The organism is Larkinella ripae (genome assembly GCF_054780775.1).
This window is the reverse complement of the sequence record NZ_BAAGVR010000008.1, coordinates 329734-346334: the sequence shown is the minus strand read 5'-3', so window position 1 is coordinate 346334 and position 16601 is coordinate 329734. Positions and strand designations below refer to the sequence as shown.

Sequence of the window (16601 nt, the reverse complement as noted above, 5' to 3'; positions counted from 1 at the left end):
AATTTCAAACCGTCAACTGGCAGCAAATTTTAATTTAGAGTCTAGCCTTTTGGGTAGATCGAAACACGGATTGAGCACAAGAGTCAGACGAATTAAACGGACCGTTTCCGTGCGGGCTTTACTTTGACTGGTTCCAGTAGATGAGCACGTTCAGGGTCGCCCGGCCGGAAGCAATCACATCCAGGTCGCCATCGCCGTCCAGATCAGCGGCCTGCAGGTCTTCGGCGGCCATCATTACGCTATCGTCCAGCACGTGTTCCTGCCAGGTATGCAGCGTTTTGTCCGGTACAAACAAGCGGACGCCCACTTTCTTCTCGGCGTTGGGATTCCGCCAGCCGACGGCAATCTGATCCACGCCCAGTTTCAGAAAATCTCCGCAGGCCAGCGCGTGGCCCTGGCTCAGTTGTTCAGTCAGTGTTTGCTGAACGCCGTACATCAGTTTATCCGGGGCGTCGGCAATCGGGCCGTTTTTGTAGACCACCAGTTTATTACCGTGCATGGGCTCCACGGCGGCCACAAACGGGACTTTGCCGTTTTGAAAACCGCGCCGGACTTCCCCCATGCCGTTTCCCGCACCAATCCAGCGATCGACCGGAGCCCATTTTCCGCCTTTGAACGCGACGGTTTTTCCGCCCTCCTTGCTTCCGATCAGCACCCGGGTTTCGGCCCCATCTTCCCAGATTTCAAAATTGTGCGTCAGGTGCATGGTCGAATCGACCAGTTGCATCGGCCACGGATCGCGCGGATTTTTCGGTTTTTCATACCCCAGAATCCGCACTCCGCGCCCTTCGCCGTTTTTGTTTCCCAGGCCGTGCAGCGGCACCACAATCAGCTGGTACCGATTGGGGGCCACGCGCGCCCAGCGCATCCGGTGCGTCGTGATTTCGTGGTGCAGCCGAACCGCTTCCCAGGTTTTCGTTGGATCGCTGGGGCGGATGAGGTAAAAAACCGCCCCGGATTTGGTGGTATCATTGGTTTCGGAAGGATTCCAGCCCGCACCAACGGCCACTTCGACCTTCCCGTCGCCGTCGATGTCGCGGGCCGCAATACAGACGTTATCCTGCGGAGTCAGGTTCTGGGCCATGACGTGCCGTTGCCAGACATCACCCGGTTTTCCGGGATTCCGGTACCAGACAATTTCTTTCTGGTCGGCCATCAGAATGTCCGGTTTTCGGTCGCCATCGACATCGCCAATGGCCAGTCCGTACCCAATATCAATCTGGTTATCAACGACCTGAACGGTGAAGTTCGGTTTTTGGGCGTAGAGCGGGGCAGCAAGCAGGACTAAAACGGCTAATTTTTTCATGGTGAAGAAAGGCAGGGATTGTGGCTAGACGTTCTCCAATATTCGGCATTCGGTACTCAATAATCAATAGCCGGTTTCGAATCCTTCTGACCGCGCCAGTGCTCACCCAATTGCATCACGTAGTAAGGGGTCTGGTGCCGCTCGGCTTCCCGAACAAAGTTGGCCGGATCTTCGGTGTTGAATTCAAACAGATGATAGTGGTGCGGAATAACCAGACCAGCACCCATCTCCCGACCCAGCCGGGCGGCCTCCTCGGCATTGAGGTTTCCGGCCACCCGCCGTTCGGGTTTGTTGCCGTTGATGGGCAAAAAGGCAACGTCAATTTGATACGGTTTCAGGACATCAACCAGGCTATCGTACCAAAGGGTGTCCCCGCTGTGGTAGAGCGTCCACGGTCCGGCCTGCACCACGAAGCCCATGAATTTGCACCGGTTTTGTGCATCGCGCTCCACGGTATTGTGAGCCGCCGGAACGCCATGGATCGTAAAACCGCCCGCTTCTACGGTTTCGCCGTCGTTTAGCCCGGTCGGAAAACCCGGATCGCATTGCAGCCGATCGACCACAAACGCCCGGTTTGCTTCCGGAATGATAAACCGGCTGGCGGGATTGGCCCTGAACAAGGGCAGCAGGGTGTCGGCATCCAGATGATCGGTGTGGTTGTGACTGGACGTAATTACATCGATACCCGTCAACCAAGCCGGATCGACCACCCGTTCCGACATCCGGACGTGCGGTTTATCGGTATTGGCGTATTTAACCGACAACGAATCCGAGAGATACGGATCGAACAGAAGTCGCCGACCCTGCCATTGAAGCAAAAAACCGCTTTGCCCCAGCCACCAGATGTGCAGTTGATTTGGCTCCGAACGAGCGGTTTCCAGGTCCGTCAGGAAAGCTTGCTGTTTTTGAAAAGCGGGAATTAATTCCTTCATAGTCTGTATGGTGTCAGCCTTCCATGTCCGCTTCCCGACTGAAAACGAATGACTTACGTCCGTAAAACCGGACGGCCCGGTAGCGGTTTTCGGGCAAAATTGGCAACTTGCCGCAGGAAATTAAGCAAACCGACGTACTGCAAAACCCCGGCGTACATCATTACATCCTTGTAAAAGCCTTCTACCGGACCGTTCTTTGCTAATTTGTACGTATTTCGCGCCGACCACGGTACCCAGCGAACCTCCTTCTGATGGTTGCCCATGTATTGATTGATTGCCATTTCCAGCTGAAAACCGTCCACCGGTCCCTGTAAAATGGCAGTCAGATCCGCAGTGCGCAGAATGCGTTCGCCGGAAAACAGAATATCGGCCCGGTTCATCTTCACAAACCATTCGGCATGCAACCGGCGCAGAATGATCATATCCACTTCCGGGCACTCGCCTACCGTCCGGACGATTTGCGCCAGTTCATCCGGATCGATGCTCCGCAAATCAGCATCCATCAGCATCACGTACGGCGATTCGACAGCCTGCAGGGCGCGTTTAACGGCTGCGGTTTTTCCCTGATTTTCAGCCATCCGCATGACCGTAATGCGCGGCCACCGTTGCCGGATGCGGGCCAGCGTATCGTCTTGCGAACCATTATCGACGCAAATAATCTGGTCGAAGGAATTCAGGCTCGTCACGATTTCCAGCACGGAAAAAATGCATTCTCCTTCGTTGTAAAACGGAATGATGCAACTCACTCCCGATTTCGTCGTCTCCATACCCCACACGTTTGATTGGCTTCTGAGGTAACAACTCTAAACCATGCGTTGGGGTTTTGACGGATTAGCCCCGGCGGACTTTCTCCGCCCCCGCCACCAGGTTGATCAGCTTCTGACGAGCCGCCCAGCGGGCCGTTTGGCTCAAACCGCAATCGGGCGCAACGGCTAATTTCTCGGCCGGAATGTGTTTCAGACAGGTTTCGATCCGCTCAACGACGTCTTTCACGGTTTCGATGTAATAATTTTTCACGTCGATGATGCCGACTGCAACGTCCATTTTTTGCGCAAACTCCGCAATCCGTTCAATTTCATCGAATTCCCGGTTTGCCATTTCAACGTGGACTTCATCGACCGCCAGATCCAGAAAGTCCGGCAGCATCGGGTGAATTTTCCGGTAGCCCACCGGCCGGCCCTTGAAGTTCCCGAAACACAGGTGCGTCGACAGGCGGCATTTCCCGACCACCGGCGCAACCGTTCGGTTAAAAATATCGACAAACCGCTTCGTATCTTCCTTGTAGGCATAACACGACATCGACGGCTCATCGACGGTAATCTCCTCACAACCAGCCGCCACCAACTTTTCCAGTTCGTCCCGAACGAACGGCAACAGCGCTTCCGTGATGTCGTAGCGGTCCTTGTAGCGATCGTTCGGCAGCATCCGGCCGCTCAGGGTATACGGCCCCGGAATGGACGCTTTCAGGGTTGGGCCTACCGGAGCAAGTCTTTTCAACCGCTGGTATTCTTTCACCGCACCCAGGCCGTTCGGAGCCGTCAATTCTTCAACAATGGAATGCTTGCCGCGCTGGTCGTGGGCGGGCGGCCCGAATTTCCGGGTTTCCGCATGATTCGGCTGGAGTCCTTTGATGTAACCGTAAAACGACAGATTGAAATCCAGCCGGGTTTGCTCCCCGTCGGTAATGACGTCCAAACCGGCGGTCGTCTGGTCGTGAACAGCCGCAATAACGGCGTCTTCGATCATTTCTTCCACGTCGGCGGGGCCAAACTGATCAAGATTCTGGGAAGCAAATTCGAGCCAGCCCGGAAACGGGTAGCTGCCAACGACGGTTGTGCGGATGGGTCTGGGTTGCATGGAGTAGGGGTCTAAAATCAGTGGGTACGTAAAGCGCCAACCTCGGCGTATAGTTTTGAAAGCCGGTGGGCGTGTTCGTCATAGGCCGACTCAAACAGTTCGGTGGCCCGTTCCGAGCCAACAACAACACCGGCAGTCAGCACTTTCGGCGGTTGACCCGCTTCGGTCAGCAAACGGGCCAGCTCGGCTTTGATGCTGTTGATAATCAGGGCCCCGCCCACGGTACTGCCGGGAGCAACCGGCGTTTCCAGGCCCGGAACCGTCACCATCGCATCCCCGACGGGCGCGCCGGTGTCCAGCACCAGATCGGCAAAATCGCTCAGTTTCAGCCCGTCTTTCCGTTTGCTGGTGCTCCGGTCGGAATGTTCTTTCGTGATCAGCGCCACCACTTTTACCCCCCGTTTCCGGAATTCCTCGGCCATTTCAATGGGCACTACATTGCAGCCGCTCGACGAGATCACTAGGGCCGAATCCTGCTCCGACAGGTCGTAATTGCGCAAAATCCGCTCGGCCAGGCCGGAGACGTTTTCCAGAAACATTGCCTGCCGCTGTCCGTTGGCCCCCACCACCAGGTTATGAAAAGTAAGTGACAACTCGACAATCGGATTAAAACCGGGAAACGAACCGTAGCGCGGCCACATTTCCTCGACCATGATCCGGCTGTGGCCCGAGCCAAAAACGTGCACCATCCGGCCCGCCAGTATGGTGTCGGCAAACCAGTGGGCTGCCTGTTGCAATTGCGTAGTCTGCCGCTCCACGGTATCAACCAGTTGGCGGCATTTGTTCAGGTACGATTGTATCATCATAGGGTATGTATCTCGCTAGTCAATGGAACCGCAAAACCGGCCGCACCGATGGCCCCGGCCCAGTCTTCAAAATGAGCTTTGCGAACCGTTGTTTTTTTGCCCGCCGGGCGCCATTCAAATAAATCCAGAAACGACTGCAACGGCCCGAACAAAGCTTCCCCGGCCTGCGTAATCCCTCCGCCCAGCACAACAACTTCCGGCGAAAACGCATTGGCGAGTCCGGCCAGCGTCACGGCCAGTTGCCGCACGGACGTCAGCCAGACCAGCGTCGCCAGCGGTTCGTGCTGGCGGTAGGCTTCGACCAGTTCGTACGTCATTGCATACCGCCCGTACGACCGCCGGGAAACCGTGGCATTGCCAATGGCGTCTTCCAGGTTCGCGGGTGTGCCGGTAATGCCCAGCTGGTTGCTGTCGGCATCGACGGACAGGTGGCCCAGATGACCGGCCATCTGGTAATAGCCCTGGTACAGTTTTCCGTCGATGAGCAAACCGCCCCCCACGCCCGTACCGAGGGTCAGCATCAGCGCGTGCCGGATGTTGCGGGCGGCTCCGTAGCGGGCTTCGGCCATCAGGGCCGCGTGGGCATCGTTCAGCACCTGCACCGGTTCGCCCAGAAAGTCGGACCACACCAATCCCTCCAGACCCGGCAACCGCCCCGGCATGCAGGCAATGGCGTCGTTGGCAGGGGTTGGCAAACCCGGCGCCGACAGCCCAACGCCCGCCAACGACGCCGTGGACGCGGCTTTCAACTGCTGAAATACGTCGGCCACGGCGGTTTTCCACTGGCCTTCCAGCCCGTCGTTGGTCGGGCTGATGACCCGGTGCACCACTTCGCCGGTTTCCGCATTCAGCAACACGCCTTTGATGCGCGTTCCACCGATGTCGATGCCGATTGACTGCATTTGTTTACGGTTTGTTGGTATACGGTTTTCAGTTTACGGTTTTCGGTATACGGTTTTTGATTTCCGCCGGGCCGTCGTTACGGTGTGGTTTCTCACCAGGGCCGTTCATTATTCGCTATTCAGGAATGAATGCGTCAGCCCACCGAAAACCGTATACCGAAAACCGTACACCGTTCTCAGTATTGCCCTTCGCTCACGACCCAGCCGCCATCGACCGCCAGCACCTGACCGGTGGTGTACCGGGAATAATCGGACATAAAATAGATAGCGGCTCCATCCAGGTCCGTGGGCTGACCAATCCGGCCACCGTCCAGCGGCTGTTTGGTGCCGATAAAATTCAGGATGATTTCGTCATTGGCGGCCCGCTGCGCCATCGGCGTTTCCACCAGGGCGGGGGCCAGCACATTCACCCGGATGTCGTGTTGGGCGTAATAGGCGGCAATGGATTTCGTAAACCCGATGATGGCTGATTTGGTAGCCGCGTAGGCGTGGGTAACAAAGTATTTCGGCGACGGCGAAAAGCCCAGCACCGACCCCATGTTGAGAATCGTCCCGCCGGTTTTTTGCTCCAGAAATGCCTGCACAGCCGCCTGATTGGACAGCATCAGCGAAGTCAGGTTCAATTCCACCGTTTTGTTCCAGCCTTCGAGCGTCAGATCGTGCAGCGGACCGTCGCCAAACCGTCGGCCACTGCCGCCGGCCACGTGGTATAAACCGTCAAAACCGCCGTATTCGCCCCGGCACAGCGCAATGGCCGAGATGGCCGTTGCAGGATCGGTGGCGTCGCCGTTCAGCGCCAGGCCAAAACCGCCCAGCTGCGCTTCGGCGGCCTGGCAACTTTCTTCATTCCGCCCGACCACGATCACGCGCGCGCCCTGCCCGACAAACGCCTGGGCTGCCGACAAACCCAGACCCGTTGTACCGCCCACCACCACAATCCGTTTATTTGCCAGCCAGAGTTGGTCCATATTCTAATTTTAGCCGGAAAAAATCCCGACGACGAAGGTATAAAGGCAATTTCAGGATTGCAATGACTTATTATAATAAGTTTCTGTTCGGCCCGTTTTTCGTAACTTGTCGCCAACAACCATCCTCTATGAACGATCGGCCAACCCGTATTCCGCAGTACCAGTACCTGTACGAATCGCTCCGCCAGCAAATTATCCGGGGCGATTATAAATCCGGTGATCTGCTGCCCTCCGAGAAAGACCTGCAGAATCAGTTTCGGCTGACCCAGCCAACCATCCGGCAGGCGCTGGGGCTGCTGGTGCAGGACGGCTACATCCGCAAACACCAGGGTAAAGGCAGTATCGTTCAGCCTCTACCGATTGGGCTGGGCGTTATGTCGATTGTCGGACGGCTGGCCAACACGGCCAATGCGACGAAATCCGAACGGATGTCAACCACCATTTTGACCAAACCCCGGCTGCATGCTTTTCCGGACGACTTTCTGTTTACGCCTACCGAAGACGATCTGAAAGCCGGTTTTTATTTTTTCGAACGCTTGCGGGCGGTGGAAGAGGAGCCGGTTTTTTTTGAAAAGATTATTCTGCCGAACCGCTACTTACCCGGTTTTTCGCGCCAGCGGCTCGAAAACCGTTCGCTGTTCGATTTGCTCCGGACCAAATACGGTTTGCTGGTGAAAGGCGGGGAACAGAAGGTGCTGGCCGTTACGGCCGAGGGGGATCTGGCGCGGCAACTGGGCGTAGCGGCAAACACGCCCGTGCTGCGGCTCGACAAACGGCTCGATACCAATCGCCCCGACTTTAGCTTTTATTCATCACTCTACGCCCGGACCGACCGTTACATTCTGCACGGACGATTCTGAGCCGCCGGAGTCCGGGTCAGCGGCCGTCCGAAAAGCACCTGCCCTTCCTGCCTGCCGGGTCAGCGCGCCGGTCGACAGCGAATAAACGTGGTTATTTGTCCAAAACAACCACCAATAACCCAACCAACCAGCCGTCTCGTGAGTTAATACGCGTACGGATCAATACCCTTGTTTAGATGTCTGGCCAGAAAGCGCCCTTCGATCACGATACAACCGCCCAAAACGAACGGTTAACTTTTGCCCTCCAAGCTGCCGGAATCGGCACCTGGGATTTTGATATTCAGAACCAGCGGGTCTGGTGGGATGAGCGCTGTAAAGAACTTTACGGCTTTCCGAAGGACGATGTCGTTCCGTATCAGGAGGTGCTGGCGTTTGTCTACCCTCAGGATCAGGAGCGGGTCAGGAACGCGGTTCAGTGGGCTTTGAATCCCCAATCCAAGGGTCAGTACGATATTCTGTTCCGCACGCTCGGGGCCACCGATCAGCAAATCCGCTGGATTCATTGCAAAGGCAAAGCCTATTTCGATGCCGAAGGGACGGCCTACCGCTTTTCGGGTACGGCGCAGAATGAAACCGAGCACGTACTGGCCCGCCAGCAGGTGCAGGAAAGTGAAGCCCGGTTCCATAGCCTGATCGAAGAAGCGCCGGTGGCAACCTGCGTTTTCGTGGGTCCGGAACTCCGGGTGGAAATGGCGAATCAGGTCATGATTACCATCTGGGGCAAAGGCTGGTCGGTAATCGGGAAGCCCATCCAGGAAGCTCTTCCCGAGTTGGTGAATCAGCCTTTTCTGGACATTCTGAACCGAATTTACGGCACCGGCGAAATCTATACCGCCAAAGCAATGCCGTGTAAGCTGGACATTGACGGCACGATCCAAGAGTTTTATTTTGATTTCACGTACAAGCCACTGCGCAACTCAGCCGGGGAAATCTACGCCATCATGAACATGGCCATCGATGTAACCGATCAGGTGCTGACCCAGCAGCGGATTGAGGAGAGCCGGCAGCAGTTGCTGGCGCTTTTCGAGCAATCACCCGTCGGAGTCGCCATCCTTGGAGTCGATAAGCTGACGTTTCGCATGGCGAATCCCTTTTACGGTTTTCTGGTCGGACGTTCTCCCGAGCAGCTGGTGGGAAAATCCCTGCTGGAAGCCCTGCCGGAACTGGCCGGGCAGGGTTTTGACGATTTGCTGCGGGAAGTCGTCAAAACCGGCAAACCGTATATTGCGAAAGAGGTGGCCGTGGATTTGATTCGGCAAAATCACTACGAAACAATCTATGTCGATCTGACGTACCAACCCCGGCGCGAAACCGAAACCGGTCCCGTCGTGGAAATTCTGGTCGTGGCCACCGACGTTACTCAGCAGGTTCGGAACCGGCAAGTCGTGGAAAACAGCGAATCCCGTCTGCGGAGCCTGGTGGTCAGCGCGCCCTTCCCGATCGGGGTTTACATTGGCCGTCAGATGGAAATCCAGTTTGCCAATCAATCCATTCTGGATGTGTGGGGAAAAGGAAACAACGTCATCGGAAAACGCTACGCGGATGTTTTGCCCGAACTGGCCGATCAGCAGATTTATGAGCAGTTGGACGGCGTTTATACGACGGGCGTTGCGTTCCATGCCAACAACCAGCGGGTTGATCTGGTGGTGGACGGACGCTTGCAGCCTTTTTACTTCAAATACAGCTTTACCCCCCTGTTTGATCAGGATGGCCGGGTTTACGGAGTAATGAATACGGCCGCCGAAATAACGGATCTGGTGCGGACGCAGCAAGCCCTGGAAGCCAGTGAAAACCGGTACCGAAACCTGTCCATCGAATTGGAACGTCAGGTGGACGAGCGAACGCTGGAGTTGGCCGCGGCCAATGAAGAGCTGGCGGCTGCCAATGAAGAACTGGCCGCGGCCAACGAAGAGCTGGCGGCAACAATCGACAATTTGTCGGAGTCCAACCAGCTTTTAACCCGCTCCAACCTGGATCTGGAACAATTCGCGTACATTGCCTCCCACGACCTGCAGGAGCCCCTGCGCAAAGTGCAGCAATTTGGCGACCTCCTGAAAAGCCAGTACCAGACGCAGCTGGGCGAAGGAATCGGCTACCTCGAACGCATGCAGGTTGCCGCCAGCCGCATGTCGCTGCTGATCCGGGATTTGCTGTCCTTTTCGCGCATCTCGACGCAGCGGGAGGTGAATGCCTGGGTCAATCTCGATCAGGTGGTGAAAAATGTCTTGACCGATCTGGAACTGGTGATCGGGGAAACCAACGCCGATGTCGTGATTGATGCGCTGCCCACGATCCGGGGCGATGCGGTGCAGTTGGGGCAACTGTTCCAGAATCTGCTCAGCAATGCGCTGAAATTTCACCGGAAAGAGACGACTCCCCTCATTCAGATCCGGTGCCAGGTGGTGCCCGGGACCCAGTTGCCGTTTGGCATCAACCCGACCCGGATGGCGGCCAATTACTTTCAGATTGACGTCGCTGACAACGGCATTGGCTTTGACCAAAAGTACACCCGCCGGATTTTCCAGGTGTTTCAACGGTTGCACGGCAAAACCGAGTACGCCGGCACGGGCGTTGGTCTGGCAATCTGCCAGAAGGTGGTCGAGAATCACGGAGGAGCCATTACTGCCACCAGCGAACCGGGGCAGGGCGCCACGTTCACCGTTTATCTGTCGGCCTGAAAAACCGCATTGCCCTGAAAACCGGCGTCACGGATGCAGCCGCTCAGAGCCTCAGGCCGGAATGACAATGGTAAAAGTTGCGCCCTGGTTCGGAAAACCGCTGGCGGTGATGACGCCACCGTGGTTTTCGACGATTTTTTTACAAATGGCCAGACCGATTCCGGTGCCTTCAAACTCTTTCCGGACGTGCAGCCGCTGGAAGATGGCGAAGATTTTGCTGGCATAGCGGTTGTCAAAACCGATGCCGTTATCGGCAATTTTCAGTTCAAGATACGGCCGGCCCGCCGTCAGACCGGGCGGGCGGTTTTCGTCGGGTGCCAAAAACCGGTGCGTAATCCGAATCACCGGCGGAATGTCTTTTCGGGAAAATTTAAACGCATTCGTCAACAGGTTCTGGAAGAGTTGCCGGAACTGCGACGCTACCACGGGAGCCGCAGGCAGATTTTCCGCGTGTACCTCGGCCTTCACCTGTTCGATTTTGTGTTCAAGGGATTGCAGAACGTCGTTCAGAATCAGGTGCAAACTTTGGTTTTCAAAACGCTGGTTCGCCGAAATCAGCGAAACCGACAGCACATCGTCAATCAGGGTGTGCATCCGCTGGGCCGCATCCATAATCTTCGACAGATACAGTTTTCCGCTGGCGTCAATTTTCTCCTGCTGGCTGATCAGCAGCCGCTCCCCGAAGGTGGTAATTTTCCGCAGGGGCTCCTTCAGGTCGTGGCTGGCAATGTAGGCAAACTCCTGCAAACTGGCGTTCGACTGCTCCAGTTGCCGTTTTTTTTCGTCGGCCAGCAGCACACTCTGTTTTTCCAGCTCAATGTCCAGCGCCAGGCCGATGATCTGCCAGGGTTTTCCATCGGGCTGGCGCCGAAAAACCGACTCGTAATTCCGCATCCAGCGAAACCGGCCGGTTTTGTCTTTCAACCGGTGTTCAAACGTCCGGACTTCCCCATCTTTTGTGGTGACAAACGAGTCCAGATGGGCGAGAATCTGCGGAATATCGTCCGGATGATGCACGGTTTGCAGGTACAAATCGCCCATGTCGTGGATTTCTTCGGGCGTATAGCCCAACATGGGTTCTACCTTGCGGTTGGTGAACAGCTCCTTTCGGTCAATCAGATCGAAGACGTAAATGACGCCCGGCGAAGTGTCGGTCAGCTTCTCGTTGAAGTGGAATTGCTCATCAATTTTTTCGTGTAAGATTGAAATGTAAATCTCGAAAGCGCGGCTGGCCAGTTCCATCGTGTACCGGTCCATTTCCCGAACCAGCCCGATGAGTTCCGCCGGATTGGTGGTGTAATGCGCCAGAAACGTCAACATGGCCTGTTTCCGGACGTAGCCCATCAGGGCAATATCCCGGGTGGCAATCTGGTTGCGGTCGAGGCCCTGCAATTGGTCCTGCACCCAACGCTGCAACGTGGCATCCATGTGGCCATCGGCCCGGTTTTCGGCAAAGCTGGTGAGCAGCACCACCGCCGAGTCTTTCGCGATCTGCGCCAGCTGTTCCGGCGGCAGTGTCTTAAAAAACGCCAGCATCGGAATGTCCACTTCCTGAAACAAACGCAGCAATTCCTGGCTAAACTCCGCCAGATGCTGTTCCAGCAGGAATTTGGCAAAACCGGGTAAATGCGTAAAAACCAGCCCCGAAGAACGGCCGGCCGGGGTTGTTAGAGTTGCCAATCAGGTGTTGGGTCGAAGGGTTGATGGTTTACGGTATACGGTTTTCAGTATTCGGTATACGGTTTTCGCCGGGCCGTCGCTACGGTGCATCTCCCCCGCCGGAACTGGCGCTTGCGGTGATGAACGCGCCAGTCACCAAAAACCGTATGCCAAAAACCGTATACCGAATACTGAAAACCGGAAACGTATGAAATTTCTCAAGTCAGATCACGCTCCGAAATCCGGCCGGTTTGCTTGTCCTTCAGAATGACCTTGTGCCGACCGTCGTGCGTCACTTCCTCCTTGATCAGGTAGTAATTTTCGTCGTACTCCACCAGGGTCGATTCCTGCGTCAAGCCCTCCCGACCGCGCCAGACGGGCAGGTGTACCGGCTCCCACTGTTTGGTTTCGGCCGACCGGTAAGCTGCGTCCAGCACCGCATTGACCACGTAACCATCGTAGAACGTTTCGGCGGGTTCGCGCCCAGAGTCGGCAGCGTTGAACATGTCCGTAAACATGTGGTTATAGCCCAGATCATTGACTTCGTCGCCCACCGGAAAAAGCCAGCCCGACGTGCTTTCCGCTTTTTCGGCTACGTAGTTGGCGCCTTTGCCGCTGGTGTACATTTCAAAACCGGTCCGCAGAAAATTATTGATCCAGATCGTGCCTTCGGTGCCCATCACCTCGTCGCGCAGGTCCATCCCACCGCGGAACGTCCAGCTCACTTCAAACTGTCCGATGGCGCCGTTTTCGTATTTTACCAGCGCAATGGCGTGGTCTTCCGCGTCAATGGGTTTCACCTGCGTGGCCGCCCAGCACATCACTTCGACCGGTTTTACGTCTTTGCCGATGAAATTCCGGGAAATCTCTACGCAGTGGCAACCGAGGTCGAGCATACAGCCTCCACCCGCCTGCTCCTTATCCCAAAACCAGTCGCTGTGGGGACCCGGATGCGTTTCGCGCGATTTGGCCCAGAGAATGCGGCCCAAAGCACCGTTTTTGACGCTTTCCAGCGCTTTCAGGAATTTCGGCGTGTAGCACAGGTCTTCCAGATAACCGGCAAAAATACCGGCTTCCTCCACGGCTTTCAGCATCCGCAAGGCTTCCGCACCGTTGCGGCCCAGCGGTTTGGTGCTCACCACGGCTTTCTGGTGTTTGGCGCACAACAACACGGCGGCTTCGTGCAGGTTGTTGGGCAGCGCAACGCAAACCATATCAACGTCCGGATGAGCAATCACCTCTTCCATGTTGGTTCCCCAGATGGAACAGCCGTAGTCGTCGGCAAATTTTTTAGCACTTTCTTCGCGCCGGGCGTAGATGGCCACCACGCGGTCGCGCCCCCGTTGACCGTGAATGGATTCGGCGTAGAACCGGCCAATAAAACCGGAACCCAGCATGGCAATGTTTCGCATGATGTTGCAGGGAAAGTAAGGATTTATAAAGAAAACGCTAAATGTAAAATGGGAAATACTAATTGCAAACGTGAAAGCCAGAAGATTCCTTCGACCTTTAGCTTTCAGCAGTTGATACCGCGCCGGTAATCCGGTTTGCCTTCAAGCTGCTTCTGTCAAATATAACCAGCGCGATCCTTTTTTTGGGGAAAAGATCGAAATAATGTGGCAAGCAAACGAATCGCGTAAAAAATTTAGACAAGTCTAAATCTAATTCCTATATTTGCTAAAATGGTTACCGCGGTAACCTTCAACTTGTTATCAAGAGCCATGCACCGGTTGCCGGTTTATCGTCGACAAATTGCCCGTTTCCTGCTGATCCTGTTCAGCTTGATGCTGGTTAATTCGGTGGTTTTCCGGCATGCGCACCGGCTGGCCAGCGGGCGGATCGTCGTTCACGCGCACCCGTTCAAACCCATTGGTGACAGTCCGTATCAGCCCAACACCCACACCAGCGCGGAGCTGTTCTGGCTCGAACAGTGTACCAACGTCCTGTATGACGGTCTGGTCCCCCTGGTGTTTGTCTGTGCCCTGCTGAGTGCTCCGCGTACGCTTCGTCTGCTGGCGGTTTACGAATCCATCCAGTCCCATTTCTTTCCGTATTTCTCCCATCGCGGTCCGCCGGTTGTCGGATAATGCCGTTCTGTTTCGTCGCACTGCGCGATCCGTATTCCCTGCCCAATTGCCATTACTTTCGGTGATCGCTGGTTTGTACTCAGCGGCATCCCGGTTCATGGCTGGCCAGCGGGAATACCCAAACCCTGTCAGGGCTTAAAGATCCGACGGGCTTGTGCTCATCTCTCCTTTTTATCGATTCAAGACAACCATGCAAAAAACGATATACGTATCGCTTCTTTTTATTGGGTTCTGTGTCCGCCTGGCACAGGCTCAATCGACGGCCACCGTTGAAGGGACGGTTTTTTCAAAACAGAAACCGCTCGAACTGTCCACCGTGGCGCTGAAAGGCACCCGCTTCGGCACCCTGACCGACACGGCGGGGGTTTACCGCCTAACCGGCATTCCGGCCGGGCGCTACCAACTGGTTATTTCGCAGGTTGGCTTTGAAACCGTTCAGAAAACCGTCGTGCTGACGGCGGGGCAAACCCTGCGCCAGACGGTCGATCTGCGAGAAGCGGCCAACACCTTAGGCGAAGTCGTCATTACCGGCACCATGAAGGAAGTTTCCAAGCTCGACAGTCCGGTTCCGGTGGAGATTTACACCCCGAAATTTTTCCAGAAAAACCCCACGCCCAACATTTACGACGCGCTCCAGAACATCAACGGCGTGCGGCCCCAGCTCAACTGCAACGTCTGCAACACCGGCGACATTCACATCAACGGGCTGGAAGGGCCCTACACGATGGTGTTGCTCGACGGCATGCCGATTGTCAGTTCGCTGTCAACGGTTTACGGTTTGTCCGGCATTCCCAACTCACTGGTCGAGCGGGTTGAGGTGGTGAAAGGGCCGGCATCGACGCTATACGGTTCGGAGGCCGTGGCCGGTTTGATCAACATCATCACCAAAAACCCGCTGAAAGCGCCGGTCCTGACGGCCGACGTGTTCGGTACTAGCTGGCAGGAATACAATGCCGATCTGGGCGTGAAGTTTCGGGCCGGAACGGCCAATTCGCTGATCGGCTTGAACTACTACAATTACCAGAAGCCCATTGATAAAAACGGCGACGGATTTACGGACGTGACGCTGCAACACCGGATTTCGGTGTTTAACAAATGGCAGTTTGAGCGGAAAGAAAACCGCCTGGCGAGCATTGCCGCCCGGTATTTTTACGAAAACCGCTGGGGAGGCCAAACCAACTGGACCCCGGTTTTGCGCGGCACCGACAGTCTGTACGCCGAAAGCATTTACACCAAACGCCTGGAACTGATCGGTGCGTACCAACTGCCGACTACCGAAAACATCACGCTGCAATCGTCGTTCAACAGCCACAACCAGAACTCCTATTACGGCACCACGCCGTTCATGGCTACCCAGCGGATTTTCTTTGCGCAACTGCTCTGGAACAAGGAATTCAATAACCACTTTAGTCTGCTGGTCGGAACGCCGTTTCGGTATACGTTCTACGACGACAGCACGCCCGCGACCCAAACCGGCGACTCGCTGCGGCCCGTCAACCAGCCCGATCGCACGGTGCTGCCCGGTATTTTTGCCCAGCCCGAGTTTACGTTCAACGACCAGCACAAACTGCTGGTTGGGGTGCGCTACGATTACAATTCGCGGCACGGAAACATCCTGACCCCCCGATTTTCGTACAAATGGTCGCCCAACAGAGACAACGTGATCCGGCTGAACGCCGGAACCGGCTACCGGGTCGTCAACCTGTTTACGGAAGATCACGCGGCCCTGACGGGCGCGCGGCAGGTGGTGGTCCAGGATGAACTGAAGCCCGAACGCAGCTGGAACGTGAACCTGAATTACACCAAACTCATGGTGTTCGGCAGCGGTTTTCTGAACATCGACGCATCGCTGTTTTACACCTACTTCACCAACCGCATCATTGCCGATTACGAAACCGACCCCAACAAAATCTTCTTTGACAACCTGAAAGGGCACTCGACTTCCAAGGGTGTCAGCGTCAACCTGGATGCCAGTTTTACGTTCCCGCTGAAAGTAAACGCCGGTTTTACGCTCATGGACGTTTACAAAGTGGAGGACGGGGCCGACGGCCAGGCCATCAAAACCCGGCAGTTGCTGACCGAGCGAATTACCGGTACCTGGACGGTTTCCTACGATTTCGGACGCGGGTTGTCGGCGGATTATACGGGCAATCTGTACGGCCCGATGCGGTTGCCGCTGCTGAGTTCCGACGACCCTCGACCGCTGTATTCGCCCACCTGGAGCATTCAGAACATCCAGTTAACCAAGCGGTTCGACAGCGGTTTTGAAATTTATGGCGGCCTTAAAAACCTGCTCAATTTTACGCCCCCGGCCAACAGCATCGCCCGCGCCAACGACCCGTTCGACAAACGCGTTAGTTTCGGGGCCGACGGTCAGGTGATAGCCACCCCCGACAACCCCTACCGGCTGACGTTCGACCCCAATTACGTTTTTGCGCCCAATCAGGGCATTCGCGGTTTTCTGGGTATGCGGTATACGATTCAGTAAGAAAAGAACCATTGCAACGGTTGCGGGCCAATCATTGTCTTACAATTAGCTGACAATT

General features: G+C 55.8%; 13 protein-coding genes. 4 read left to right on the top strand and 9 right to left on the bottom strand.

Features of this window, described 5'->3' with window-relative positions:
* Positions 1-118 precede the first annotated feature (118 nt).
* From ACYVHX_RS06290 to ACYVHX_RS06260, 7 genes are all read right to left on the bottom strand, one after another.
* Positions 119-1306: an FG-GAP repeat domain-containing protein gene (locus ACYVHX_RS06290; RefSeq protein WP_460670776.1), complete on the bottom strand. Its 1188-nt coding sequence runs from the start codon at positions 1304-1306 to the stop codon at positions 119-121.
* Between the two features lie 56 nt (positions 1307-1362).
* Positions 1363-2238 (bottom strand): MBL fold metallo-hydrolase, encoded by an 876-nt coding sequence (locus ACYVHX_RS06285; protein WP_460670775.1) that lies wholly within the window; start codon positions 2236-2238, stop codon positions 1363-1365.
* Positions 2239-2291: 53 nt separating this feature from the next.
* Positions 2292-3005: a glycosyltransferase family 2 protein gene (locus ACYVHX_RS06280; protein WP_460670774.1), complete on the bottom strand. Its 714-nt coding sequence runs from the start codon at positions 3003-3005 to the stop codon at positions 2292-2294.
* 64 nt (positions 3006-3069) lie between these two features.
* Positions 3070-4095 carry a methionine synthase gene (locus ACYVHX_RS06275; protein ID WP_460670773.1) on the bottom strand — a complete coding sequence of 342 codons (1026 nt, stop codon included), beginning with the start codon at positions 4093-4095 and terminating at the stop codon, positions 3070-3072.
* Positions 4096-4112: 17 nt separating this feature from the next.
* Entirely contained in the window at positions 4113-4898 is a 786-nt protein-coding gene (locus ACYVHX_RS06270) for a sugar isomerase domain-containing protein (protein WP_460670825.1), read from the bottom strand.
* The gene (locus ACYVHX_RS06265) at positions 4898-5803 is read right to left on the bottom strand and encodes an ROK family protein (RefSeq protein ID WP_460670772.1); all 906 of its coding nucleotides are present in this window, start codon (positions 5801-5803) and stop codon (positions 4898-4900) included. Before ACYVHX_RS06265 ends, ACYVHX_RS06270 begins: the two co-directional genes overlap by 1 nt.
* A 176-nt stretch (positions 5804-5979) precedes the next feature.
* Positions 5980-6771, bottom strand: coding sequence for an SDR family NAD(P)-dependent oxidoreductase (locus ACYVHX_RS06260; RefSeq protein ID WP_460670771.1), 792 nt, complete (start codon positions 6769-6771; stop codon positions 5980-5982).
* A gap of 128 nt (positions 6772-6899) precedes the next feature.
* On the opposite strand from ACYVHX_RS06260, the gene ACYVHX_RS06255 reads away from it, so the two are divergent.
* On the top strand, positions 6900-7631 hold the full coding sequence (locus ACYVHX_RS06255) for a GntR family transcriptional regulator (RefSeq protein WP_460670770.1): 732 nt from the start codon (positions 6900-6902) through the stop codon (positions 7629-7631).
* Between the two features lie 176 nt (positions 7632-7807).
* The gene (locus ACYVHX_RS06250; RefSeq protein WP_460670769.1) at positions 7808-10309 is read left to right on the top strand and encodes a PAS domain-containing sensor histidine kinase; all 2502 of its coding nucleotides are present in this window, start codon (positions 7808-7810) and stop codon (positions 10307-10309) included.
* A gap of 51 nt (positions 10310-10360) precedes the next feature.
* On the opposite strand, the gene ACYVHX_RS06245 is transcribed toward ACYVHX_RS06250, so the two are convergent.
* Positions 10361-11989 carry a sensor histidine kinase gene (locus ACYVHX_RS06245; protein WP_460670768.1) on the bottom strand — a complete coding sequence of 543 codons (1629 nt, stop codon included), beginning with the start codon at positions 11987-11989 and terminating at the stop codon, positions 10361-10363.
* A gap of 197 nt (positions 11990-12186) precedes the next feature.
* The gene (locus tag ACYVHX_RS06240) at positions 12187-13380 is read right to left on the bottom strand and encodes a Gfo/Idh/MocA family protein (protein ID WP_460670767.1); all 1194 of its coding nucleotides are present in this window, start codon (positions 13378-13380) and stop codon (positions 12187-12189) included.
* A 309-nt stretch (positions 13381-13689) separates the two neighbouring features.
* On the opposite strand from ACYVHX_RS06240, the gene ACYVHX_RS06235 reads away from it, so the two are divergent.
* Positions 13690-14055 carry a hypothetical protein gene (locus tag ACYVHX_RS06235; protein ID WP_460670766.1) on the top strand — a complete coding sequence of 122 codons (366 nt, stop codon included), beginning with the start codon at positions 13690-13692 and terminating at the stop codon, positions 14053-14055.
* Positions 14056-14245: 190 nt separating this feature from the next.
* Positions 14246-16543, top strand: a complete 2298-nt coding sequence (locus tag ACYVHX_RS06230; protein WP_460670765.1) for a TonB-dependent receptor — start codon at positions 14246-14248, stop codon at positions 16541-16543.
* Positions 16544-16601 lie beyond the last annotated feature (58 nt).

Coding starts and splice junctions, on each gene's coding strand:
- ACYVHX_RS06240 (WP_460670767.1), bottom strand. CDS start 13,380: ATGCGAAACATTGCCATGCTGGGTTCCGGTTTTATTGGCCGGTTCTAC.
- ACYVHX_RS06265 (WP_460670772.1), bottom strand. CDS start 5,803: ATGCAGTCAATCGGCATCGACATCGGTGGAACGCGCATCAAAGGCGTG.
- ACYVHX_RS06290 (WP_460670776.1), bottom strand. CDS start 1,306: ATGAAAAAATTAGCCGTTTTAGTCCTGCTTGCTGCCCCGCTCTACGCC.
- ACYVHX_RS06270 (WP_460670825.1), bottom strand. CDS start 4,898: ATGATACAATCGTACCTGAACAAATGCCGCCAACTGGTTGATACCGTG.
- ACYVHX_RS06255 (WP_460670770.1), top strand. CDS start 6,900: ATGAACGATCGGCCAACCCGTATTCCGCAGTACCAGTACCTGTACGAA.
- ACYVHX_RS06250 (WP_460670769.1), top strand. CDS start 7,808: ATGTCTGGCCAGAAAGCGCCCTTCGATCACGATACAACCGCCCAAAAC.
- ACYVHX_RS06280 (WP_460670774.1), bottom strand. CDS start 3,005: ATGGAGACGACGAAATCGGGAGTGAGTTGCATCATTCCGTTTTACAAC.
- ACYVHX_RS06230 (WP_460670765.1), top strand. CDS start 14,246: ATGCAAAAAACGATATACGTATCGCTTCTTTTTATTGGGTTCTGTGTC.
- ACYVHX_RS06260 (WP_460670771.1), bottom strand. CDS start 6,771: ATGGACCAACTCTGGCTGGCAAATAAACGGATTGTGGTGGTGGGCGGT.
- ACYVHX_RS06275 (WP_460670773.1), bottom strand. CDS start 4,095: ATGCAACCCAGACCCATCCGCACAACCGTCGTTGGCAGCTACCCGTTT.
- ACYVHX_RS06235 (WP_460670766.1), top strand. CDS start 13,690: ATGCACCGGTTGCCGGTTTATCGTCGACAAATTGCCCGTTTCCTGCTG.
- ACYVHX_RS06285 (WP_460670775.1), bottom strand. CDS start 2,238: ATGAAGGAATTAATTCCCGCTTTTCAAAAACAGCAAGCTTTCCTGACG.